The organism is Bacillus altitudinis (genome assembly GCF_001191605.1).
In the GTDB taxonomy this organism is placed as follows: Bacteria; Bacillota; Bacilli; order Bacillales; family Bacillaceae; genus Bacillus; species Bacillus altitudinis.
Genome location: NZ_CP009108.1, coordinates 2,578,836 through 2,604,290, shown reverse-complemented (window position 1 = coordinate 2,604,290; position 25,455 = coordinate 2,578,836). Strand labels below are relative to the sequence as shown.

General features: G+C 40.5%; 20 protein-coding genes. All 20 read right to left on the bottom strand.

What is annotated here, in order from left to right:
• Positions 1 to 4: 4 nt before the first annotated feature.
• Positions 5 to 2,581: a DNA mismatch repair protein MutS gene (gene mutS / locus ID12_RS13035; protein WP_025207362.1), complete on the bottom strand. Its 2,577-nt coding sequence runs from the start codon at positions 2,579 to 2,581 to the stop codon at positions 5 to 7.
• A 124-nt stretch (positions 2,582 to 2,705) separates the two neighbouring features.
• Positions 2,706 to 3,251 (bottom strand): outer spore coat protein CotE, encoded by a 546-nt coding sequence (gene cotE / locus ID12_RS13030; protein WP_007499466.1) that lies wholly within the window; start codon positions 3,249 to 3,251, stop codon positions 2,706 to 2,708.
• 248 nt (positions 3,252 to 3,499) lie between these two features.
• A complete protein-coding gene (ricA, locus tag ID12_RS13025; RefSeq protein ID WP_008344661.1) occupies positions 3,500 to 3,934 on the bottom strand; it encodes a regulatory iron-sulfur-containing complex subunit RicA in 435 nt (144 codons plus the stop codon).
• Position 3,935: 1 nt separating this feature from the next.
• Positions 3,936 to 5,462: a tRNA (N6-isopentenyl adenosine(37)-C2)-methylthiotransferase MiaB gene (miaB, locus tag ID12_RS13020; RefSeq protein ID WP_050827278.1), complete on the bottom strand. Its 1,527-nt coding sequence runs from the start codon at positions 5,460 to 5,462 to the stop codon at positions 3,936 to 3,938.
• Positions 5,463 to 5,552: 90 nt separating this feature from the next.
• Positions 5,553 to 6,668, bottom strand: a complete 1,116-nt coding sequence (locus ID12_RS13015) for an MrcB family domain-containing protein (protein ID WP_050827277.1) — start codon at positions 6,666 to 6,668, stop codon at positions 5,553 to 5,555.
• A gap of 103 nt (positions 6,669 to 6,771) precedes the next feature.
• A complete protein-coding gene (locus ID12_RS13010; protein ID WP_116306873.1) occupies positions 6,772 to 7,953 on the bottom strand; it encodes a glycine C-acetyltransferase in 1,182 nt (393 codons plus the stop codon).
• Positions 7,950 to 9,014 (bottom strand): L-threonine 3-dehydrogenase, encoded by a 1,065-nt coding sequence (tdh, locus tag ID12_RS13005; RefSeq protein ID WP_048002214.1) that lies wholly within the window; start codon positions 9,012 to 9,014, stop codon positions 7,950 to 7,952. The genes ID12_RS13010 and tdh overlap by 4 nt, the downstream gene beginning before the upstream one ends.
• A 177-nt stretch (positions 9,015 to 9,191) precedes the next feature.
• On the bottom strand, positions 9,192 to 12,236 hold the full coding sequence (locus tag ID12_RS13000) for an efflux RND transporter permease subunit (protein ID WP_050827276.1): 3,045 nt from the start codon (positions 12,234 to 12,236) through the stop codon (positions 9,192 to 9,194).
• Positions 12,237 to 12,439: 203 nt separating this feature from the next.
• The gene (spoVS, locus tag ID12_RS12995; protein ID WP_003211281.1) at positions 12,440 to 12,700 is read right to left on the bottom strand and encodes a stage V sporulation protein SpoVS; all 261 of its coding nucleotides are present in this window, start codon (positions 12,698 to 12,700) and stop codon (positions 12,440 to 12,442) included.
• 202 nt (positions 12,701 to 12,902) lie between these two features.
• Entirely contained in the window at positions 12,903 to 13,697 is a 795-nt protein-coding gene (locus tag ID12_RS12990; RefSeq protein WP_050827275.1) for a TIGR00282 family metallophosphoesterase, read from the bottom strand.
• An 89-nt stretch (positions 13,698 to 13,786) separates the two neighbouring features.
• Positions 13,787 to 15,349, bottom strand: coding sequence for a ribonuclease Y (rny, locus tag ID12_RS12985; protein ID WP_003211958.1), 1,563 nt, complete (start codon positions 15,347 to 15,349; stop codon positions 13,787 to 13,789).
• A gap of 300 nt (positions 15,350 to 15,649) precedes the next feature.
• The gene (gene recA, locus ID12_RS12980; protein WP_007499478.1) at positions 15,650 to 16,693 is read right to left on the bottom strand and encodes a recombinase RecA; all 1,044 of its coding nucleotides are present in this window, start codon (positions 16,691 to 16,693) and stop codon (positions 15,650 to 15,652) included.
• A gap of 177 nt (positions 16,694 to 16,870) precedes the next feature.
• The gene (locus ID12_RS12975) at positions 16,871 to 18,121 is read right to left on the bottom strand and encodes a competence/damage-inducible protein A (protein WP_007499480.1); all 1,251 of its coding nucleotides are present in this window, start codon (positions 18,119 to 18,121) and stop codon (positions 16,871 to 16,873) included.
• A 16-nt stretch (positions 18,122 to 18,137) separates the two neighbouring features.
• A complete protein-coding gene (gene pgsA, locus ID12_RS12970; RefSeq protein WP_008344688.1) occupies positions 18,138 to 18,719 on the bottom strand; it encodes a CDP-diacylglycerol--glycerol-3-phosphate 3-phosphatidyltransferase in 582 nt (193 codons plus the stop codon).
• A 75-nt stretch (positions 18,720 to 18,794) separates the two neighbouring features.
• Positions 18,795 to 19,706 (bottom strand): helix-turn-helix domain-containing protein, encoded by a 912-nt coding sequence (locus ID12_RS12965; RefSeq protein WP_050827274.1) that lies wholly within the window; start codon positions 19,704 to 19,706, stop codon positions 18,795 to 18,797.
• A gap of 23 nt (positions 19,707 to 19,729) precedes the next feature.
• Positions 19,730 to 20,521, bottom strand: coding sequence for a DUF3388 domain-containing protein (locus ID12_RS12960; protein ID WP_003211480.1), 792 nt, complete (start codon positions 20,519 to 20,521; stop codon positions 19,730 to 19,732).
• 131 nt (positions 20,522 to 20,652) lie between these two features.
• Positions 20,653 to 20,910 carry a DUF3243 domain-containing protein gene (locus tag ID12_RS12955; RefSeq protein ID WP_003211590.1) on the bottom strand — a complete coding sequence of 86 codons (258 nt, stop codon included), beginning with the start codon at positions 20,908 to 20,910 and terminating at the stop codon, positions 20,653 to 20,655.
• Between the two features lie 73 nt (positions 20,911 to 20,983).
• Positions 20,984 to 21,712: an elongation factor P 5-aminopentanone reductase gene (ymfI, locus tag ID12_RS12950; protein ID WP_024720382.1), complete on the bottom strand. Its 729-nt coding sequence runs from the start codon at positions 21,710 to 21,712 to the stop codon at positions 20,984 to 20,986.
• A gap of 29 nt (positions 21,713 to 21,741) precedes the next feature.
• Positions 21,742 to 24,861, bottom strand: a complete 3,120-nt coding sequence (locus tag ID12_RS12945; RefSeq protein WP_050827273.1) for an MMPL family transporter — start codon at positions 24,859 to 24,861, stop codon at positions 21,742 to 21,744.
• Positions 24,839 to 25,315 (bottom strand): MarR family winged helix-turn-helix transcriptional regulator, encoded by a 477-nt coding sequence (locus tag ID12_RS12940; RefSeq protein WP_025207356.1) that lies wholly within the window; start codon positions 25,313 to 25,315, stop codon positions 24,839 to 24,841. Before ID12_RS12940 ends, ID12_RS12945 begins: the two co-directional genes overlap by 23 nt.
• Positions 25,316 to 25,455: the final 140 nt, after the last annotated feature.

Here is a 25,455-nt window from a genome sequence, read left to right as displayed (position 1 = left end):
TACATTATAATTTCTTTTGCAATTCATATAGCTTTGTCATCGCTTCAAGCGGTGTCATATCCATTAAATTAAATGACTTCAATTCTTCGATCACTGCTTGATCTTTGTTTTTCAGAACAGGTTTTGTTTGCGGTTTTTCTTCCACTTCAAAGAAAGAAAGCTGCTGTTTTTCCTCAGCCATTTCTTTTTTCGGGGCTTTAGAGACGCTCGGAATCACTTCATGTGATCCGCTCTCAAGCTCCGTTAAGATGGTCTGGGCTCGATCAATGATCGCATCAGGCAGTTCAGCAAGCTGCGCTACATGGATGCCGTAGCTTTTATCCGCTGCTCCTTCTTTGATTTGATGTAAGAAAACAACTGTCCCTTCATGTTCTTCTGCTCGTACGTGGACATTTTTCAGTTCGCTTAATTGGGATTCCAGTACCGTCAGTTCATGATAATGAGTGGAGAAAAGGGTTTTGGCACCAATATGATCATGCACAAATTCAATGATTGCCTGTGCAAGAGCCATTCCATCATAAGTGCTTGTCCCGCGTCCAATTTCATCAAATAAAATCAAACTGTTCTTTGTCGCATGTACCATCGCATTTTTTGCTTCAAGCATCTCTACCATAAAAGTACTTTGACCAGAAATCAAATCATCTGCTGCCCCAATACGTGTAAAGATTTGATCAAAAATCGGAAGGGTTGCCTTTGATGCTGGCACAAAACAGCCAATTTGCGCAAGAATCGAGATCAATGCCATTTGTCTCATATATGTGCTTTTCCCTGACATATTCGGACCAGTAATGAGCAAGGTTTGTCTCCCTTTGCCCATTTGGCAGTCATTCGGCACATACTCTTGATGATCCATCACTTTTTCAACAACAGGATGACGACCATCAATGACTTCCACTTCATCTGATGAAAATTCAGGGCGAACATAACGCCGTTTTTCACTCACAGTGGCAAAGCATTGCAGCGCATCAAGCTCACTCATTTGTTTTGCAAGCAACTGTAATCTAGGAATATAGGCTTTTACTTGTTCCCGAAGCGCAGAAAATAGTTCATATTCCAATTCACTAATATTTGATTCCGCCTCAAGAATAAGGGCTTCTTTTTCTTTCAATTCAGGTGTAATATACCGCTCTGCATTGGCAAGGGTTTGTTTTCTTTCATAACGGCCTTCTTCTAATAAATGCGTATTTGCACGGGTCACTTCGATATAGTAGCCAAACACTTTATTAAAGCCGACTTTCAACGATCGAATGCCTGTATATTCTCTTTCTTGCTGTTCAAGACGAGCGATCCAATCTTTCCCGTTTCGGCTCGCATCACGATATTCATCTAATTTTGCATTGTAGCCATCTTTAATCAAATTGCCTTCTTTTAACGTCATCGGCGGATTCTCATAAAGAGCATCTTCTAATAAATTAAGTAAATCACCGCATGGGTCAATGTCATTTGCTCTAGATTTCGCCATTTCCTCCGGGAGAGAATGGACAAGCTCTTTAATAGCCGGCACTTGCTTGAGAGATTCTTTCAATTGAATAAGATCTCGGGCATTCACATTTCCAAATGCCACACGGCCTGCTAGACGTTCAAGATCATACACTTGCTTTAAACGTTCTCGCAGATCCTCTCGCTCAAAGAAATGTTCCATCAAAATTTGCACCATTTCCTGGCGTTCTTTGATTTGTGAAAGGCGGATGAGCGGACGATCGATCCATTGCTTCAGCAATCTTCCGCCCATTGCCGTTTTTGTTTCATCTAAGAGCCATAATAAAGAACCCTTCTTGCTTTTTGAACGGATGGTTTCTGTTAATTCAAGGTTTCGCTTTGAGTAAAGATCAATTTTCATCGTTTGTTCAAGCTGAAACACTTGAACTTGCTGAAGATGATCAAGACTCCTTTTTTGCGTTCTTCTTAAGTATGCATAGAGTGTTAAAAATGCTCTTTTCAGATGTTCGTCAAGATGAGCAACGAGTCGTTCAGCTTCATCTATTAATTCAGCGCTATCTTCGTATGAGATGGTCGCTTGGCAGCGTTCCTTCAAGGTTTTCACCGTTTCTTCATTAAGCTGCTTTGATACCACAATCTCTTTTGCACCGACAGAATAAATTTCAGACACAACTTCATCTAACCGTTCAATGAAAGCCGCCATGTTTTCACCTGTTGATAAATCGGAAAGCGCAAGACCGTAGCCATTTTGAAAGCTGGAAACAGATGCGATAAAGTTATTTTCGTTTTCATTCAGTCCTTTGCCATCCATGACCGTACCTGGTGTAATTAGTTGAACGACCTCTCTTTTGACCACACCTTTTGCCGTTTTAGGGTCTTCCACCTGCTCACAAATGGCGACTTTATAGCCTTTTTCAATCAGTTGTTCTATGTATGCAGACGCAGAATGATATGGAACACCACACATTGGAATCGTGCCGCCATCCCTGCTTGTTAACGTAATTTCTAATTCTTGTGCTGCTTCTTTTGCATCATCAAAAAACATTTCATAAAAATCGCCTAAGCGAAAAAATAAAAAGGCATCTTGGTAATCTGCCTTGATCTTTAAATATTGCTGTATCATGGGCGTATAACTTGCCATATTTCTAATCCCTCACTATATTACTTTCGAATTCATACCATCTTTCATTATAGCATAAAAATTCACCTTTTTTCCCTAGATCAAGGCACAAAAAAACTAGGGGGATATGCGCCCTAGTCATCAATTACTCTTCTGGATCACCCGCGAGGAATTCTGGATGAATATCTTCTAATTCCTCATCCACTTCTTCTTCCCATTCGTGATCATCTTTTTCTTTCCAGCTTGAATTGACTTCTACAACAATTTTGGTTTCCCCTACTACTTCAGCAATGAATTCACGCTCTGCTTGAACGACAATTTTATTGCCATTTGGAGAAATGGTGACTTCTAAGCAATTGGGCTGCTGTAAGACTTTCGCAATCACTTCGTGCTCATCATCAAGGAAGTTTTTATCTTTATATCTCAGTTTGATGATATCTACATATTTTACACGTTCTGTGACCACTTCGGTTTTCGTGTTGTCTGCGTAAGAATACCACACGTTAATATCAAATGTACCTTCAATCTCAACTGTTTTACCGACCTTTTCAGCATCATACTTATGATTAATGATCCAACCGCCTAGGATGCTGGTTGGTTTTTGCGATGGAGAAATGGTGTGTGTGCTTTGGGTAAATTTCCTCCCTTTTGCAACCACCGCTTTTGTAATAATTTCTCTGTATTCAGACATTCCGGCATGCCTCCTTGTTCTTGATCGTTTTATCTTATGCTGGGCATTCGTCTAGTGTGTCACGATTTTGAGTCTCATGTTCAATTAAATTCATTTCTGTTTCAGTGTATGCATGGTCGCCCATAAACTTGCCTTGAAAATTGGAAAAGTTGGAGAGTGAGAGATTGGGGTTGATGGAAGCTGAAGGAGAAAGAAGGTATGCAATTCTTACATCAGAAAACAAAAAACCCCGCATCTGCGGGGTTTTCTCATTTAATGGAGCAACTTGGGGATGAGTTTTTCACTTTTGAACCGGTTTCTCCTAATAAAAGGTCACCGCCGGTTGAAAGAATGATTTCATCCGTTACTTGATTAGAAATCGTGTGCGCTACAAGCTGAAGCAGGGAATTAACCTCTGTTTGTGATTCTTTGAATTCTTGAATCACTGGGATCTCATCCAGTTCTTCTTGCAGGGCATCAATTTTTTCTTCCACTTGTTTTAAGGCTTCATGTTTGCCATAATGCTTTAAATTCACAGCTTGCTTTTGAAGCGCCTTAATTTGATTAATGATCGCTGCAATTTTTGTATTTTCATTGATTTGCGCTTCTGCTTTTTTGAAGAAATCAACTTCTTCTGTTTCAGAAATCATTTTCGCGAGCTCTCTTGCGCGCTCGACAATCTCTTTCTTTGAATAAAGCGTCATTTTAATTCACCTCGATAGCTTCTCCAACCATTTCTCCGTCAAGAGACCAAGTTTTGGCTTGTGTGATTTTCACTTTGACGATGTTGCCAATCGCTTCTTTTGGTGCTTTAAAATTCACAAGCTTGCTTTTACTTGTATATCCGGCTAGGATCTCAGGGTTGTTTTTACTTTCACCCTCTACTAATACTTCGACAGTCTGCCCTTCATATTCCTTCATTTTCTTCGCAGAAATTTCATTTACGAGTGCATTCAGGCGCTGCAGACGTTCTTTTTTTACACGCATTGGCACGTTGTCTTTCATATTGGCTGCTGGTGTTCCTTCTCTTGGAGAGTAAATGAACGTATAAGCCGCATCAAACTCAACCTCACGATAAAGGGAAAGCGTCTCTTCAAACTGCTCATCTGTTTCATTTGGGAACCCAACGATAATGTCCGTTGTTAATGAAGCATTTGGCATTGCCTCTTTGATTTTGCGCACTAGGTCAAGGTAACGTTCACGGTCGTATTTTCTTGCCATGAGTTTCAGCACAGAAGAACTTCCTGATTGAACCGGCAAATGAATATGATCGAGAAGGTTTCCGCCTTTGGCAAGCACTTCAATTAAGTGATCATCAAAGTCACGCGGGTGGCTTGTTGTAAAACGGATACGTGGAATATCGATTTTACGCAGCTCATCCATTAGGTGACCAAGACCATATTCCATGTCTTCAAAATCTTTTCCATACGCATTCACGTTTTGACCAAGAAGGGTAATTTCTTTATATCCTTCTGCTGCTAAGCGTCTGACCTCTTGAATAATTTCATCCGGACGGCGGCTTCTTTCCTTACCGCGCGTGTAAGGGACGATACAGTATGTACAGAATTTATCACAGCCGTACATAATATTCACCCATCCCTTAATTTTTCCTTGGCGGGCTCTCGGAAGATTTTCAATCACATCGCCTTCTTTAGACCAAACCTCAATGACCATTTCTTTTGAAAGGTAGCAATCAGATAATAGCTCTGGCAGGCGGTGAATGTTGTGGGTACCGAAAATCAAGTCAACAAATGGGTGTTTCTTTAAAATACGGTTAACGACCGATTCTTCTTGCGACATGCATCCGCAGACGCCTAAGATTAAATCTGGCTTTTCACGCTTTAATGCTTTTAAATGACCAAGCTCTCCAAACACTTTGTTTTCTGCATTCTCACGAATGGCACAAGTGTTTAATAAGATGACATTCGCATCTTCAGTCGAATTTGTTGGTTCATAACCAAGCGCCATAAAAATACCAGCCATCACTTCTGTGTCATGCTCATTCATTTGACAGCCATATGTGCGAATATAAAACTTGCGGCCGTTCCCTAACCCTTGAAACCGCTCGTCAATTTGAAATTGATTGTATTCGACTTCTTCTTTACCCCGTTTTTTTGCATCTTTTAAGGAAGGCGGAATGTACACAGCTTCAAAATATTGGCTGTAGTCCTTTTCGGATTTTTTGTCCGATGAACTTACTTGTCCGCTCGCTTTTCTCTGCTCTTCATTCATGAATTTGTACTCCTTTCAAACCAAGCTCCACCCTACAGTATAGACTATTTTGTCGTGAATTGAAAATAAATTCATATGTGTCCACACTTTTCAATCCACACGAATTTTACATGAATATTGAGTAGGCTTCAGATGAAGATCGTCTTTTCCTAAAGGATTTTGTATTTCTTTGACAATCTTCATCTGCTGTGTACCGACACTCTCAACTAAAGTAATTACATATGATTCTTTTTCTTCTTCTGCTACCATTCTTTCTTGTTCAGATAAGAAGAATGGAAAGTCATGGTGAGTCAGTTTAGATCCTTTTACTTCTATAAGCTTCTCTTTTCCATCGGGGTAATAAGATTTGATATCAAATCCGTGACCATCTTCTGTTTCAGCTACCCAAACGACAGCTTCCGCTAATTGTTCACTTCCCACTGCTTTTAATTGCTCTACTTCCTTATGATAAACAAATTGCTCTGCTATTCTACCCGTCTCTTCGTTTTGCTTTGATCTTTCTTCTCTTAATTGTTTATAAACATCTCTATGAATGATTCTTTTTCTTTTAAATTTGTTCTGATGTTCCACTTTTGGAATAAGGTCCTGATCCAAATATACTTCGTAAACAAAATCATAAAAAAACTCATTTAAAGAATTGATATCTTGTATTAATTGGTGATGGTCAAAATGATCAATATTATACTTTTTAAAGATCAATGAGCTTGCTACATATTTTTTAGGTCTTAACGATTTACCCAAATGAAAATCACCTATATGAAAGCCCTCTAGTCTTTTATGATGCTTTAATTCAGGCTGTAGCCTTTCCCTCCAAATGGCTGCCTCTTCCCTAATTTCAGATAGAGATAAATTTTCAGTTCCAGTTTCAATTGTTAAATAAAAATCTTCCCCATTCTCAGCGAATAAAATAACAATAAATATCCCTTTTTGTGTCGTTGTTTTTTGAGAATTAGGATTTGAGGTTAATCTCTTGTCTAAAAGTGCAATCCAAAAACATTCTGCAACTTTTCCATTTCCTGTAGATGCTTTAATATCGATCCTAGCCAAATTCCTCATATGGCGTTTTTCTAATTCATAACGAATGTTGTTTGGGATATCTTTATTAAACATGTTGTGAAAAGGGTGATTTTTATCTATTCTCCCTTTGTTCTTATAATCTAAAAATTGTTCATGAAAATCTTCTTTATTAAATAATATTTGCCTCACCACTTACCTCAATAGATCTTTTTACATACATTATACATAACAAACGGTAGATTTGATGAAATATGGAAAGATTAGCGCAAAAGAAAAGAGAGCCTCAGCTCTCTCAATCAAGTATATTCAGTTTTTTTGCTTCTTCTTCGATGATTGTCAGTGCACGGTCAAGCTCTTCTTTTGTGTGCTCTGCTGTGATGATGGCTCTAATTCTCGCTTTTCCTTTCGCTACAGTTGGAAAAGCAATGCCTTGAGCGAAAACGCCGCGCTCGATTAATGCTTTTGAAAAACGGAAAGTGAGTGCCTCGTCTCCAATCATCATCGGAATAATAGGCGTTTCTGTTGGTGCCACCTCAAATCCAAGACCGATGACTTTTTCTTTAAAATAGGCCGCGTTCTCCCAAAGTGTTTCAATGCGCTCCGGTTCGTCTAACAACACTTCAATGGCTTCTTCACAGGCTCTTGTGACAGCCGGCGGATGTGAGGTGCTGAATAAAAACGGTCTTGCTTTATGCTTTAAATAGTCGATTAAAACGGCAGAACCAGCGACGTAACCGCCTAGCACACCAACTGCCTTACTAAGTGTGCCAACCTGAATATGCACTCTGCCGTCAAGTTGAAAATGATTCACTGTTCCGCGGCCATTTTCACCAAGTACTCCAGACGCATGGGCATCGTCTACCATCACAAAGGCATCATATGCTTCTGCAAGTCTTACAATCTCAGGAAGCGGTGCAATATCTCCATCCATTGAGAACACACCATCTGTCACGATAAGACGGACGCGGTAATTCATCGATTTCTTTAATATTTTCTCAAGCTCTTCCATATTAGAATGAGCATATACTTTTTTATCTGCCTTTGTTAAGCGAATCCCATCGATGATTGAGGCATGGTTCAGCTCATCTGAAATGACAATATCATCTTTTGTGAGAATACTGGATAAGACCCCTTGGTTGGTCGTAAAGCCTGATTGGAATACGAGGGCTGCCTCTGTCTTTTTAAAAGCTGCGAGCTTTTTTTCAAGCCGTTCATGCATTGTCATCGTTCCAGCAATGGTTCGTACAGATCCTGTTCCAGCACCGAATTCATCAATCGCCTCTTTTGCCGCTTTCATCAGCCTTGGATGTGAGGTGAGACCTAAGTAGTTATTTGAAGAGAGTTGTATGACGGATTGTTCATTTAATGTCACCGTGGATGATTGTTTGGAATCGATTTCTTTCAGTGTTTGATGGGTGCCTTGCTGCTTCATTGTGCCCAATTCATCTTGTAAATACGTAAATTCTTTCATCATTTCGTCCCCCTTTGATATGATGGCATGATCAGTACGACCTTCCCGCACGTACCATTTCTCATGAGTTCAAATCCCTTTTCAAAATCTTCAAATGGCAGCGTATGGGTGACAACCGGCTGTACATCAATGGTATTCGTTCTTAAAAGTTCAGATACTTGACGCCACGTCTCAAACATTTTTCTCCCCGTGATCCCTTGCACGGTTAATCCCCTAAAAACAATTTGATTCGTAATGTCAATGGTTACCGGCCGCTCTGGCAAACTTAGTATATTCACTTTCCCTCCATTTGCACAAGCTTCGAGTGCTTGATTAATCGCAACGGGATGTCCTGACATCTCACACATCACGTCTGCCCCTTCCATCCGCGTGAGCTGCTTGATCATGGCAACAGGATCATCTTTTCCGATATCCACGATATGATCTGCACCCATTTTACGGGCAAGATCCAGTCTGTATTCATTTTTATCAACAGCGAACACTTGGACAGCCCCGGAGGCTTTTGCAACCGCAATCGCCATTAAACCAATGGGCCCACAGCCAAAAACCGCCACTGACTTTCCTGAAACAGGTGTATGCAGAACTGTATGAACAGCATTTCCAAGCGGTTCTTGAATAGATGCAAGTTCCACTGGCATTTGAGCTGGATTATGCCACACATTTTGTTCTGGTACTTTGACATATTCAGCAAAACAGCCATCAATGTCGACCCCTAAAATTTTCGTTTCGCTGCACAAATGCTGCTGACCCGTTAAACACATATAACACTGATTACAGACAATATGCGTCTCAGCCGATACAAAATCCCCTACTTTTGCTCGTGAGACTTGGTTCCCCGTTTTGACAACTTCCCCTGTGAATTCATGACCAAAAATGTACGGTGCTTTGACTCTCCCCTTCGCCCAATCATCCCAATTATAAATATGCACATCCGTTCCGCATATCGATGTAGCCTTTACTTGGATAAGCACTTCATGATCCCTTATTTCTGGAATTGGCATTTCCATCATCGTCGCTCCGTAAGCGCTTTCTTTTTTAACAATCGCTTTCATCGTTCCACACATGACGTACAACCCCTTTGTTAAAAAACTTCTCCCAATCCGATCTTATCATGTCTTATTTTAGACGTAAATACCGATGTCTTTCAGGAGAAGACAAATGAACACTCCACATATTTTTTTAGATATTTTTCTAAAAAAAAAAGCAAATCTCCTTTTATTCGGAGATTTGCTTTTAAGTTGTCAGTGTTTTTTTGAAACGGCCACATACAAAGCCGGCACAATCAGTAGTGTCAGAATCGTTGAGAAAAAGACACCTGATACGATGCAGATCGCTAGCGGCTTAAAGAGTGGGTCATTACTTAAAGCAACGGGCATAAGAGCGACAAGTGCTGTAAATGCTGTCAGCAAAATAGGTCTAATCCTTGCTCTCCCCGCTTCAATCACAGCTGCCTGTTGATCGAGACCTTGCTTGCGCCTCTGTTCAATAAATTCAAACAAAACGACCGCATTTCGGACAACAATACCTGCCAATGAGACAATCCCCATTGTGGCCATAAAGCTAAACGGCGTTTGAGTGACAAATAGTCCAATAATGGCGCCGGATATCGCTAAGTAAACCGTTCCAAGAACTAAAAGCGGAAGCATGAGTGAATTGAACTGGAAAGCGATGGTCACATAAATGAGCAGAAGGACTACCCCAAATAAGAGACTAATTTCAATAAAGAATTGGGTTTGATCTTCATTTTCTCCGCCCTGAGAAATGGTCAAATTCTTCGCTGCATCGCTTTTCCCAACTTCATTTACGACTTCTGTCATATCCTCTTTAAACGTATCTGATGTACCAGGATATGCCTTTAACGTGATCGTCGGCATCCCGTTTTCATGAGGAATGCTTTCATACTGCTCTGTTTCTTTTTCCTTTACATATCGGCTAAGCGGCTCCAATTGAGGAATGCCACCCTCATTTGCACTCACAGGCACCTTGATGTCTTTTAGCTTCAGTCCGTTTTGATGTGTGCTCATGTCTTGTTTCACTACGAGGTCGATGTCATCTGTTCCTTGTTTAAAGGTGCCTAATGGAATTCCTTCTGTAACAAGGCCAAGCTGTCTGCTGACAAACTGAGCAGTGAGCCCATCCTCTGCCATTCGGTCACGATTTAATTCAAATGAGATGGTTTTCACCGGCTGATTGACATCGTCTGTGATCAGGCTCGCTCCGCTTTCTTTCATTTCTTTTGTGAGCTTCTCTTTCACATCCACGAGTTTTGAAAATTGTTCTCCTGCAACAGTGACGGTCACAGGCGCTCCCGTTGGTGGTCCTTGAACAATGGTTTTCATAAAGATATCAGCATCTTTAAATTTCTTTCGCAATGGCTCTGTCATACGATCGATCAATGCTTTGCTTGTCATCTGCTCATTGTCTACTCTGACAACAACCTGACCAGTATGATCACTTGCGTTTGAAATGCTTTCATTAAATAAGTTCGGCACACCACCGCCTGCAAAAATGGCCGTCTCTTCAATGCCTTTTTGCTGTTTGATCTCTTGTTCTATTTTCTCTAATGTGTCATTTGTTTTATCTAAGGTTGTTTCACTTGGAAGTGTCACAGTGACAACAACTTCTTTCTTATTCGCCGCAGGGAAAAACTCAAATGGTGTGGCGAAAATAAGCAAAAAGGCAAGTGTGGCAACGAGCAAACCACTTAATCCAATGAGAAGTGGCCGCTTCACGATGTTTGTCAGTACTCGATCTGCATAAAAATCAGCTAATCTTTTTAATGGTTTGCCTAAAAAGCCCGGTTCCTTTTGAATCTTCTTGTTCTTTCTTTTTCGGTTTGCTGTATATTGATACACTGGCACAAGTGTCAATGAAATAACCATTGACGCAAGTACAGTTGTGACTAGAACAGACGGTAACGCTCGAATAAATGAACCGTTCGCACCAGAAAGGAAAACAAGCGGCAAGAAGGCAAAGACAACTGCCAGTGTTGACGTTAAAATGGATCCAGCCACTTCTTTTACACCTGCAATTGTTCCTTTAAGCGGACTTTCGTATTTTTTCATCTGCCTTAAAATATTATCGTTGACGACAATGGCGTCATCTACAAGTATCCCTAGCGCAATGATAAAGCCAATAATTGAAATTTGATTAAGGTCCACTTGTAAAAACGGCAGCGGGATGGTTCCGATCGTTATGGATAGCGGAATCGCAAGTGAAACGATAAACGCACCACCAATGGTTAGACCAAGTGTGGTGACGACAATGACGGCGATGACGGCCACGATCGCTTCTTTGATTAAATCGTTAAAAATAGCATCTACTTCACTTTTTTGTGAATAGTAGTCTATCCAATCCACACCATTTGGCAGCTCTTTCTCTTTTTCAATGACCGCACTGACTTTGTCATACATTTTAGGAATATCCAGTCCTGGCTTGATATTGACTGTAAATGAATAGGCTGGCTTTCCGTTATATGAAACGATATCACTTTTCTCTTTTTCTACTTCTTTTAAACGACCAAGCTGACCGAGTGTAACAGGCTCTCGGCTCGTTTTTGAGAAGATCTCAATCTTTTTGATTTGATCTAAACGATCATAGGCATCAATGGACAGCTTGACCTTTTCTCCATCTGCCTGGACGTCACCTAGAGGGGATGTATCAAATTCTTGATTGATGGCATTTGTGACATCGGTCACGTTTAACCCGTTATCCTCCAGTTTACTTGAATCCAAGTTCAATATTGCTTGTTTGTCATTGAACCCTTTGATGACGACTCCATCAACACCTTTGATGTCCTCCACTTTTTCTTTTAACGCACGCAGCGATTCCTGACTTTTTGCTAAATCAGATGAATTACTTGATACAATCATATAAGAACCAACTGGCACGTTGCCAAACTCATCCTTTACATCTGGCTCCATCACACCATCTGGAAAAGAAGAGGCGGCATTTGTGGTTTCACTCTTGATTTGACTTGCCACCTTTTGAAAATCGGCTTGATCATCAATTTCAAGCACAATATTTGAGAAACCAATAGCAGAAACAGAGCTTGTCTTCTCTACACCATTGATATCAGAAATGGCCGACTCAAGCTTATTGGTGACATCACTTTCTACCTGTTTTGCATCTGCACCAGGGAAAACAGTCGAAATGGTTACAATATTCGCTTGAAACTCTGGCAGTTCTCGTTTAGGAAGCTGTGTAAACAAATAACCTCCAGCAATGAGAACGATAAAAAATAAAATAAAAACAAGCTTTCCTCTTTTTAAAAAAGCTTCAACCATTATTTCACCTACTTAAATATTTATTTTTGATGAAGTATTTTCAACTTAATCTTAATTTATCATCATGGTGAAAAAATGCAAGCTCTAATATGTCATTTTCTATCTATTTTGTGAAAGAAATATGTTATATGAGAAATGTATAGCGGTAAACAAAAACAACCTGCTTACATGATGTAAGCAGGTTGAAAATAATAAAATTAGAATTATCGTGGTTCAACAATCAGTTTGATTGCTGTTCTTTCTTCTCCATCGATAAGAATGTCAGTAAAGGCTGGAATGCATATCAAATCCACTCCGCTAGGCGCAACAAATCCCCTTGCAATGGCGACAGCCTTGACCGCCTGATTCAGTGCTCCAGCGCCGATAGCCTGTATTTCCGCTGCACCGCGTTCACGTAAAACGCCGGCTAATGCTCCTGCTACTGAATTTGGATTTGACTTTGCTGAAACTTTTAAAATTTCCATTTTTGCTCCCCCTTAAATTTACAATGGATAAGTGAGTGTTCATTAGAACAATCTTTGTTAGATGTTGCTATTTTTTTGAAAATCCATCCCCAAAATGTTTTTCAAAAATAGCAGGCTACCTACCATTTTTACTATATTCACGATAGAGGGCGCATATTCCTTCTTTCTGATTAATATTTTTCTGAAATAAATATGTGAATATTTATTCAAAGAAAATATGGTCATCATTTATCAAAATTCGATCAATTTTGACAGCTTTTTTCGACGGTTCGTCAATTTCTACGATCACTGCACTTAATGTCGTGCGGCCTTCTGCAATTTCAAAACGGACAGGAAGGCTCGTTTTAAATCGTTTAATAATCGTTTCCCGATCAACACCTAAAATGCCGTCATAAGGACCAGTCATGCCAACATCCGAAATATAAGCAGTTCCTTTTGGCAAGACGCGGTTATCTGCTGTTTGAACATGTGTATGTGTTCCAACGACACATGATGCACGGCCATCTGTATACCAACCCATTGCTTGCTTTTCACTTGTGGCTTCGCCATGAAAATCAATAAAAATAAACGGTGTATGTTTTGAAGCTTCTGCTATAAGCTCATCTACTTTTTGAAATGGGCAGTCAATCGGAGGTAAAAATGTGCGGCCTTGCAAGTTGATGACAGCTAGTTCTTTACCTTGTTTTTTAATAAAAGTGAGCCCTTTCCCTGGTGTACCTTGCGGGAAGTTTGCCGGACGAACAATATGGGGTGCATCATCGATGAAATCGAAAATGTCTCTTTTATCCCATGTATGGTTCCCCATCGTGAGCACATCAGCCCCAGCTTGAAGCAGCTCATGATAGATTTTTTCAGTAAGACCTTTCCCATGAGCCGCATTTTCTCCATTGACAATCGTAAAGTGTGGCTGATATTTTTTCTTTAGCTTTGGCAAGTATTCTTTCAGTGTATCTCTGCCAGGTGAACCAACGATATCTCCAACAAATAATATTTTCATACGTTTTGAACCCTTTCTCTTATAAAATGATCTTCTTATCAGTGTTGCATATTTACACAAAAAAATAAAGCGGCGCTAAGCGCACCGCTCTATTTTGCATACTCTACTGCGCGAGTTTCTCGAATAACTGTCACTTTAATGTGACCAGGGTAATCGAGCTCGTCCTCAATCCGCTTACGAATATCCCTTGCTAGACGGTGAGCTTCAAGATCATTAATTGAATCTGGCTTCACCATAATACGCACTTCACGTCCAGCTTGTATCGCAAACGATTTTTCAACACCTTCATAAGATTCAGAGATGTCTTCTAATTTCTCAAGTCTCCGAATGTAATTTTCAAGCGTCTCACTTCTTGCACCAGGGCGTGCTGCAGATAATGCATCGGCTGCCGCAACAAGAACAGCGATAATAGATGTCGGTTCTTGGTCACCATGGTGAGATGCAATACTGTTGATGACAACAGGATGCTCTTTATATTTCGTCGCAAGCTCAACGCCAATTTCCACGTGGCTTCCTTCTACTTCATGATCAATGGCTTTTCCAATGTCATGCAGAAGACCTGCTCGTTTTGCAAGCTTTGCATCTTCTCCAAGCTCTGAAGCCATGAGACCTGCAAGATGTGCAACCTCAATTGAATGCTTCAGGACATTTTGTCCATAACTAGTACGGAATTTTAAGCGACCGAGAATTTTGATGAGATCCGGATGCAAACCGTGAACTCCGACTTCAAATGTCGTTTGCTCACCCATCTCGCGGATATAATCATCGACTTCACGGCGTGATTTTTCCACCATTTCTTCAATTCGTGCAGGATGAATACGTCCATCCTGGACTAGCTTGTCCAGAGCTATCCTCGCTGTTTCACGTCTTATCGGATCAAAGCCCGATAAGATGACAGCTTCAGGTGTATCATCAATGATCAGGTCAATACCTGTTAACGTTTCTAACGTACGGATATTTCGTCCCTCACGTCCGATAATACGACCTTTCATCTCATCATTTGGAAGATTGACTACAGATACTGTTGTTTCAGCTACATGATCAGCTGCACAACGCTGTAACGCAAGTGAAAGAATGTTTTTCGCTTTTTTATCAGCCTCTTCTTTCGCCCGGTTTTCAGATTCTTTCGTCATGACTGCAATGTCGTGGGAAAGCTCATTTTCAACTTGATCCAGAATGATTTGTTTCGCTTCATCTCGAGTTAGACTAGAAATACGCTCCAACTCAGCTTTCTGCAAACGAATCATATCATCCACTTTGCTTTCCATCTCTTCAATATGTTGTTGTCGTTCATTCAGAGAATGATCTCTCTTCTCCAACAGGGACTCCCGTTTATCTAAAGATTCGTCCTTGCGATCAAGGTTTTCCTCTTTTTGAAGTAAACGGTTTTCTTGTCTTTGAAGCTCATTACGTCTTTCACGAACTTCTTGCTCCGCCTCTACACGAAACGAATGAATTTCATCTTTCGCTTCTAAGAGTGCTTCTTTCTTCAATGCTTCCGCATCACGCTTTGCATCCTCAACAATTTGTTCGGCCATGTTTCTTGCGCCGGATATTTTTGCTTCTGCAATGGTTTTACGAACAAAGTAGCCAACAACTAAACAGATTAGGCTCAGCAAAATGGAGATGATCGTAAACATCGTAGGCGACATATTTTCACCTCCTCTTGCTATGAACTTGGTTTTACAAATAAAGTGTCGGCATGTACATTGTTTTGTGTCTCAACATACAGGGCCTTCACAGGGAATGAGATCCTCACTGCCCTTGTCAAGTTTAAATTAGTTATCAATCATGTTAAGAAAAACAAGTGATACATTCCCATTGTAATTGTGTCGGAAATACTTGTCAAGCTAGTCAGACTAAGGCGTAAGTCGTTATTTCAAGCAAAGACAGAACTTTTGACCCGCTAGCTGTTATGTAATTGTAAAAAAAAGACGCTTTTCAGCGTCTTTTTAGTCATTCAATTCCAATTCTTCTTGTCCTTCTTCGTCAGTTGATTTCACTCCGTTTGTATCCAAACCGTAGTGCTCCCTGATCTGCTCTTGAATCATAAGAAGAATGTCTTTATTCTCTTTTAGGAATTGCTTCGCATTTTCACGTCCTTGTCCAAGACGTTCCTCTTGATAAGAATACCAAGCCCCGCTCTTTTGTACGATATCTAGTTCGCTTCCAAGGTCGATGATTTCTCCCTCTTTCGAGATCCCTTCACCGTACATAATGTCTACTTCGGCAATACGGAATGGCGGTGCCACTTTGTTTTTCACAACTTTAATTCTCGTTTTGTTCCCCATGATGTCGTTCCCTTGTTTCAACTGTTCAGCACGGCGTACTTCTAAACGAACAGATGAATAGAACTTAAGTGCACGTCCACCAGGCGTTGTTTCAGGATTACCAAACATAACCCCTACTTTTTCACGAATTTGGTTAATAAAGATCGCAATTGTTTTTGATTTGTTGATAGCACCAGATAGTTTACGAAGTGCTTGAGACATCAAACGTGCTTGAAGACCAACGTGTGAATCTCCCATGTCTCCTTCGATCTCTGCTTTTGGTACAAGAGCAGCTACTGAGTCAATGACAACAATATCAACTGCACCACTACGAACAAGTGCTTCTGCAATTTCAAGTGCTTGTTCTCCTGTATCCGGCTGAGAAAGCAATAACTCATCAATGTTGACACCTAATTTTTGAGCGTAAACTGGATCTAGCGCATGCTCCGCATCGATAAATGCAGCTTGTCCTCCCTGCTGCTGAACCTCAGCAATCGCATGAAGTGCTACTGTCGTTTTACCAGAACTCTCTGGACCATATACTTCAATAATACGGCCGCGAGGGTATCCACCTATTCCAAGCGCAGTATCAAGTGCTAACGAACCACTAGGTACTGTTGAAATACGTGTATCTGTTTGCTCTCCTAGTTTCATAATAGAGCCTTTACCAAACTGTTTTTCTATTTGTTTAAGAGCCATATCTAAGGCTGCTTGACGATCACTCATTCTATTGTTTCCTCCTTTATCAATTCCACTATCTATACTATACCTTGTTTTACGTCATTTGCCAAGAAAAAAACGAACACATATTCGATTTTTTCTTGGCAGATTATTTAAGAAAAGAGCTGTTTCTATTAGAAAAAACGCTCTTTTATAAAGGAGTAAACCTCATAAAAACCAAAATTAACTTTCTTTTAATAATTTGAGAAGGTGGTGCAAACCATATTTCACAGCACGCTTGCGAATGCCTGATCGGCTGCCAGTAAACATCCATTCAAACACGTCTGTCTGATCTTTTGTCGATAGCCCGATAAATACTTTTCCAACCGGCTGTCCTTCGTGTGGTTCAGGACCTGCCACACCTGTAAAGCTAATACCGATATCGCTTCCCGTCAGTTTTCTAACGCCTTCTGCGAGCTCTAACGCACACTCTTTGCTGACAGCACCATGAGAAGACAATGTTTCTTCACGGCAGCCCAGCACTTGCTGCTTGACTTGATTTGTGTAACAAACCACACTACCGTTTAAAATGGATGATGCCCCTTCGAGATCTGTCAGCCACTCTGAAAACATACCACCAGTCAGGCTTTCAGCCGCTGCTACTGTTTTCCCGTGTTCATGCAAGGCCTTTGAAGCTTCAAAGGCAAGAGATGTATCACCATATCCGTAGAAGTACTCGCCGACCCGTTCTAAAATTTGTGCTTCTGTTTCTTTTAACAGACGCTCTGTTTCTTTTTCATCCTCATGCTTGGCTGTCAGCCTTAGCGTCACTTCCCCGTCAGCTGCAAGCGGTGCAATCGTTGGATTGGTCTGTGCATCAATTAAATCTTCAAGATCTGTTTCCAGTTGAGATTCACCGATGCCAAAGAAACGCAAGACTACAGACACGATTTTTTCCTTTAGGCCAAGTTTTTCAGAAATAAGCGGCTTCGCTTCGTTTTCAAACATCGGGTGCAATTCACTTGGCGGTCCAGGGAGCAGAATGTAAAACGTATCTCCCTCTTGTATAAACATGCCAGGTGCCATTCCGAAACGGTTTACGAGCACATCAGATCCCTCTAGAACGAGCGCCTGTTTACGGTTGTTCGGCGACATATCACGTCCGGTTTTACGGAAGTATTCTTGAATAGACTCAAATGCTTCTTCATTTAGCACAAGCTCTTTACCGAGCGTACTCGCAATGGTTTCTTTTGTTAAATCGTCTTTCGTTGGTCCAAGACCACCTGAGAAGATAATAAAATTTGATCTTTCCTGTGCCACTTGAATGGCCCTTTTTAAACGCTCTGGATTGTCACCAACAGCTGTGTGGTAATAAACATTCACACCAATTTCAGCTAGTTGTTTGCTGATGAATTGTGCATTCGTATTCGTAATTTGCCCTAGCAAAAGTTCGGAACCGACTGCAATAATTTCTGCTTTTCTCTCTGACTTCAAAGCGTACACGTCCTTTTTAGTTAGAATTCTTTAAGGCTTCCCAGTTTTTCGCAAAGTAATCCCAGCCTGAGACAACAGTGAAGAACACCGCTACCCACATAGCAAGATCACCAAATGGGAATGATACAAGTTCAAACGGCAGGTTATGCAAAAGAAGTGCCGAAATCGCAATGATTTGCGCCCACGTCTTCACTTTTCCAAGCATATTGGCTGCGACCACTTCACCGCCTCCAGCTAAGACAAGCCTTAGACCTGTTACAGCAAATTCACGGCTAATGATTACAATTGCCATCCATGCCGGTGTGAGATTGTATTGAACAAGTATAATTAAAGCCGCTGAAACAAGCAATTTATCTGCAAGCGGATCTAAAAACTTACCAAAGTTTGTGACTAAATTGAGCTTACGTGCATAGTAACCATCAATCCAGTCGGTTGTCGAAGCGACAATAAACAAGATCGCTCCAACAAGGTGAGTGACTTCGATGCTGACGTCACCAAAGCGCGCAACACCCCAATCTAATGGAGCAAGCATAATCAACATAAACACAGGAATCAAGGCGATCCTAGAAAGAGTAATTTTATTCGGTAAGTTAAACATGAATTCCAATCCTCCAATAAGCCATTTTTTTATGTATATATAATAGTAGGAACAAAAGAAAAGTCATCTACTTGCTTAAGATGACTTTTCCTTTCCTTTATTCACAATCACAATGTTTTGTGTCATGGTGTTTTTAGGGTCTAATTCGTACTTCAGCGTTTCGTCATTGACTTTAATATCGATTCCCGATGCATTTCCTAAGCGGATATCGACTTGGGAAAGATCAGTTAAGTCTGTTTTAAACGATTCGCCATCTTTCAATTCACCCATCTTCAGCACTTTTCCAGATTCGTCTCTCACACGAAGCCATGAAGCTTGTGAGGCAGAAATGGTTAGCTCCATCTCTTCTGCACCTGATACTTCATACGTTGTCGTAGAACCCTCTGTATTCGTCACCTTCAAAGAAACATCTTCATCGTCTTTAGATGAATCCTTTGAGGAATCGTCTTTTTCAGATGATTTTTCTTGATCATCTGACGAAGCTTTTTCCTTTTTCTTTTGATCCTTTGCAAGCGATGAATCCTCAGACACTTCGTATTTTGATTCTGATTGCTGAGGAGCCGCCTGATTATTTTTTTGTCCGCTATCATGATTAACCGCTTGAACGATCACATAAATGATAGCGATCACCACAAGGATCCCTCCAATGATTAAAATCGTCGGAAGCAGCTCCAGTACCTTTGAGGCAGGCTTTGGCAGCTCTCTTTGCGGTTTAATATTTGATAATTTATCAGACACTTCATCGTTATACGTGCTTGGTACATCTTTACGAAACTCTTCGAACAATTGTTCAGGATTCAGTCCAACGGCTTCGGCATATTGTTTAATAAACGCTCTGACGTAAAATTTACCTGGAATGATATCATAGTTTCCTTGTTCTATTGCTAGCAAATAGCGCTTTTGGATTTTGGTAGCCGCCATCAGATCCTCCAGCGACATCCCTTTTTCCTCTCTGGCCTCAACGAGCCGTTTTCCCAATTCAGTCAAAACAAACACCTACCATTACCATATTAAAAATCGAAGCCAGAAAAACCAGAATGATCAAACACTTGTGGTTCTTCAGCGTGCTCGTATGTAATTTCTTCGTCTGCACTATTACGCAATTCAATGATGTAGTCGAAATCATCCATTGTATATTCTGAATTTTGAATAAAGATATCTGGATGCTCTACCACCTTTGTAGCAGGCAGTCTCATAATTTCTCTTAAAAGCTGCAAGTGCTTTTCAGAACCTCTTCTTGTCGACACAATCCCATCAATAATAAAGACGTTATCTGGGCTGTATTCATCTGCAATCAGCTGACTGCGAATGGTCTGTTTCAAAAGAGTCGACGATACAAACAGCCACCTCTTACTTGCACATACACTTGAAGCAACAATTGATTCTGTTTTTCCAACCCGCGGCATGCCGCGAATTCCAATCAATTTATGTCCTTCTTTTTTAAATAATTCAGCCATAAAATCGACAAGTAGACCAAGCTCGTCCCTTTCAAAACGGAACGTCTTTTTGTCATCCGCATCACGCTGAATGTATCTTCCATGACGAACAGCTAAACGGTCACGAAGTTTTGGCTGTCTTAGTTTCGTTACTTTTATCGTTTCCATTGTATTTAAAATTGATTCAAGCCGCTTAATTTGATCTGTGTGGTCACATCGAAGAAGCATGCCGCGTCTTGATACATCAACACCATTAATTGTCACAATATTAATTGAAAGCATCCCCATTAAAGAAGAAATGTCTCCTAAAAGTCCGGGACGGTTCACCTGTATCTCATATTCAAAATACCATTCGAGCTTTGCCAAATGATATTACCCCCTTCATTGTGGCAAATTTTTACCTTCCTTTATCATAAAGCATTTTCACATTTTTAGAAAGCACAATGTTGTGAAACAGTTAAAATAAAAAGAGAGGCACAAACGACCTCTCTTTTTGTTTAGTGCGAGCTATTATTTTCAACCAGTTTGACCATCATATTGGCAATTGCGCGCTGCTCATCTTCTGATGCGACGCTCCAAAGGTCAGCAAGTACTCTTTCTTGCTCATTCTTTGCTTCAACTTCATTAGCCAGGTATCCGCCAATTTCATACGCAAGGTTATTGATAGTATCATCTTTTAAGCCTTTATCCTGCGCATGATTTAAACGGTCTCCTAAAAAGTTTTTCCAATGGTCCCAGTTCTCAAGTACTGACATGTCGATTCCTCCATTCGAAAAGATGAATTACAGCCATAGCTTTTGTCATGGAGAGACGAATTATACACGTTTTTTAACAGTACCAGCCGCCATTCACAGATAAAATTTGACCTGTCATATAACTTGACTGCTTGGAGGCGAGAAACCAAATGACATCGGCTATCTCTTCAGGTGCGGCAAGACGGCCGAGCGGAATCTCCTCTTCCATCATCGCAAGGTCTTCTTGTGTGAAGCTTTTCATCATATCAGTTTGAACAGCACCTGGTGAGACTGCATTTGCTCTAATTCCACTTGGGGCAAGCTCTTTGGCAAGCCCTTTAATGAAAGCATTTTGAGCACCCTTGACCATACTATACAGTACTTCACACGAGGCACCCGTTTCCCCCCATATCGAGCTAACCGCAATAATATGACCTGACTTTTTTTGGATCATGGCAGGCAAAATAGATTGGGTAAGCTCATAAGGACTTGTCACATGAAGCTGCACCATGCTGGCTAGGTCTTCTTTTTCAGTATCTGTCACTAAACCAACATGACTCTTTCCGCTATTTAAAACAAGAATATCTGGATCAAGCGGCAGGCGGCTGACAAGCTCTGCTGCTCCGCCTGTTTTCGCTAAATCAGCTTGGACGACGTGCGTTTCTACTTGATATGTTTCTTTGAGATCAGCGGAAAGACGACTAGCCGCTTGTTCATTTTGATGATAATGGAGCATCAGATGGCAGCCTTCTTGGGCAAGCTTTTTGGCTGTCGCCTGCCCAATTCCGCCACTGGCACCAGTAATCAGTGCCCAACGACTCATACTTTGTTCCTACTTTCTTTATGGAATCCTTATTCTTTTCGTTTAAATGGGAACCAATTCGCTGATCCGAACAATTTGACCATCACAGGTACGAACAATGGTAGCACAACGAGTGCATACAATAAAAGCCCTGTGAGAACAAGTGTTGCAATCTGTAAGAGTGACAATACACCTGATGGCAGCATCGCTGCAAATGTTCCTGCCAAAATGACGGCAGCAGACATAATAACAGATCCCATATTTTTCATTGATTCAGTCATGGCAAACTGGATGTCTTTTGTTTTGTATTCATTGAAACGTTCCATTAAGAAAATCGAATAATCGACTCCAAGCGCCATTAAGATGACAAAGCCAAAGAATGGAACAGCCCAGTTGATGCCCGGATATCCGAAGAAATGGGTGAAAATAAATTCTGTTACACCAATGGCGGTAAAGTACGTTAAAATCAGCGATCCAACTAAGTAAAGCGGCATCACGAGAGAACGGAAGAGAATCACTAGTATTAAGAAAATACCGATCATCATGTAAAAAACCGTCTTATTGAAGTCTTGGTCTGACAGCTGTTTTAAATCAGCGTTCATACTTGATACACCAGATACGCCAAATGAAACATCTTTTAAGTTTGTTTCAGGAAGTGCACGTTTGACCGAAGCTTCTACTTGTTTAATTGTTTTCATGGCGTCGTTTCCATATGGATTGTCTTCTAAAATGACGTCAATCTTTGTCATTTTGCGGTCATCCGACATATAGGAATCGAACACTTGCTTGAAAGCTTTATTTTTTAGAACATCTTTTGGAATAAACCAACCGGCCATGTCTTGATCTGGTGCGTTTTTCAGTTCATCTAAGTAGTCTCCTGCACCCATTAAGCCGTTTGAAATTTTCTCAAGTCCGTCGACACTTTTGTTTAGACCATCTGTCAGCTTGGTCAGATCGTCACCAAAGCCGCCAATTTTTTCTTTCATTTGTTTTTGACCATTAATGATGTCGCCGGCTGCATTTGCAAGTTTAGGCATACCATCAGCTAACTGCCCTTGGCCTTTAGACGTTTGATCTAGCCCGTTTTCAATGGCTTCTAAGCCAGCAATCAGCTCATCAATTTGATTTGTAAACACTTTTTGCTGCTCTGAAGCTTTTGCGATAAAAGCATCTGCTGCTTCAAGCTGTTTTTTTGCTTCTTTTGCTTGTTTTGCATAGCTGTCTGCCTGTTTAGCGCCTTCTTGCAAAGTAGCAGAAAGTTCGTTATATGAAGCTTTGATGGCTTGATATGATTGGTTTTCTTTCACCTGCGGAATTTGCTGCTCAAGTGTACTGAACTGTTTATTCGCTTGACTGATCAAAGCTTTCACATCCGCTGCGGCAGAGGATGACGTATCGACTTGTGTCAATGCGGCTTTTAATTCTTTAGAAATGCTTTTATACAGTGCTACTTGCTGATTTACTTGTGCGACTTGATCTGTTAATTCCTTTTTCGCACCCTTTATTCTTTCTTTAATTTCAGAAACACCTTTTTTATTTTGATCAATTCCGTTTTGCAGATCTCTCATCGTTTTTTCGACGTTTTGAATACCTGATTTTACGGATTCGGTTCCAGTAATCAATTTGTTAATGCCTTTTCCAGATGATTTAATTTGTGGTGTTTGATCCTCGATGGATTTACTCATGGTTGTAAGAGCATCTTGGATCTTTTTCAACCCTTCGTTACTTTTATCAAGCCCGCTATTTAGCTCTTTGGCTTGAGATTTCACGTACAGATCATTCAGTCCTTTTCCAACAGGGCGTGTCGCACTTCTTACTTTACTCACGCCATCTGTTTGTTCAATCGCACGACTAAGTTTTTCAATAGCAATCAGACCTTCGTTATTGTCTAAAAGATCGGATGATTTCACGACAACTGTTGCTGGAAGGGCTTCACCTGGTCCAAATTTGTCAGAGATCGTATTAAATGCATTGACGGATTCGTATTTATTGCCGATTTCGTCTAGGTTGTTATATGAAAGTGTTCCTTTATACATGAGAATCGCTGGAAGGGTAATAATTGCAACGATTAGCAAGCTGAGAAGTGGTTTCTTAAATGAAAAACGACCAGCTGTTTCCCACATTTTCGATTGCGGGTGGGCAATATCGCCTTTGATCGGCCAAAATAACACTTTTCCTAAAACCGCCATAAAGAATGGAACGACAGTGAGCAGTGCCACAATTAACACGGCGACACCAACCGCCACGGCTACAGCTGATTTATACAGTTGGAATTCGGCTAAACCGATACACGTAAAACCAATGAGGACAGCAATTCCGCTGAATAAAACGGTTTTACCTGCCGTCTTATATGTTGTAATAATCGCCTCAATCTTATCTTTTCCGTGAGATAGTTCTTCTTTAAACCGGCTTAGCAATAAGATGCAGTAGTCGGTTCCAATCCCAAACATGATGGCGACCATAAAAATTTGGGTAAAGGTCGAGAGCGGAAAATCAACATACTTTACTAGGTAAGCCACAATGGATTGGCTGACCAAATAGGAAAGCGCCACGGCCACTAAAGGAACGAATGGTGCCACTGCGGATCTAAAGACAAGCACAAGAACAATTAAAATAAATCCTATTGTAATGAATTCCGTTTTTTTCAGACCTTCTTGTGAGCTTGTGATGACATCATCGTCGATTAGCGGCTGCCCTGTCATTTCAAATTTCAGGTTCAGGCTCTTAAGCTTTTCATTGACTCTTTCTTTAAAATCGGATGCTTTGATTTTGTTCGAGTCGTATGTAACTGGAACAAGAAGTGTTGTTTGATCTTTAGAGAGCATCTGTTTTTTAATATCTTTGTTTGCATCAAAATAAGAAGTGATGTCTTCAACATGGAGATCTTGATCCTTTTCTAAAATCTCCATCGCTTTCTTTAAAGAGGCTTCTCTTTCTTTGACGATATCCTTTCCTTGAAAGACAATGACGATCGATTTTTCCGTATCCCCATTTTCAGACATGTTCTTTAATAATTGATCGGCATAGGAAGAAGGATAACCATCAGGAACAGAAATCTGCCCTTTTTCTTTTGTTAATTGCGCCATATTAGGAGCGGTGATTAATAATACAGCCGCTAGTACGACCCAAAGGATCGTGATCAGCCATCTACCCTTTATGATTGCTCTCATTACTATGTTGTGCCTCCTCTTCGATGATAATTTGATAAATCTTTTCATATGTTTGAATAAATGATTCGATTTCTTTTTCATCAAATTTTTCTAAATATGACCGAACAAGATCCTGAAGCTGTTTTTCCATTCGGCTGACCACGTCTTTTCCTTCGGGCGTCACATAGAGATGAACGTTTCTTCGGTCAGCTTGATCATGCTCACGATAAATATAATCTTTATTAAAAAGACGATTGGTCATGGATGTCACAGCACTTTTATTGACATTACATGCGCTGGCAAGGTCTGTTGATGTACATCCTGGGTGTAAATTGATGTATCGAAGCGAGTAATACTGATCAAGTGTCAGTTCTTTATCCAGCTTTTCCGTGATCATACTCGATACTTTTTTCTCCATCATGAGATAGACGTCCGCATACCTCTGGATGAGCTGGGCAATTTTATTTTGTACCATATGCTGCTCCTTTAGTTTGATTGTTTAACTATTAAAGAGTTTAACTAATACCCAAAACAATTGTCAATCAATATCTTCGCATATAAAGCGCTTTCTTTAGCTGGACACAAAAAAGACAAACTCTTATACGTTGAGTTTGT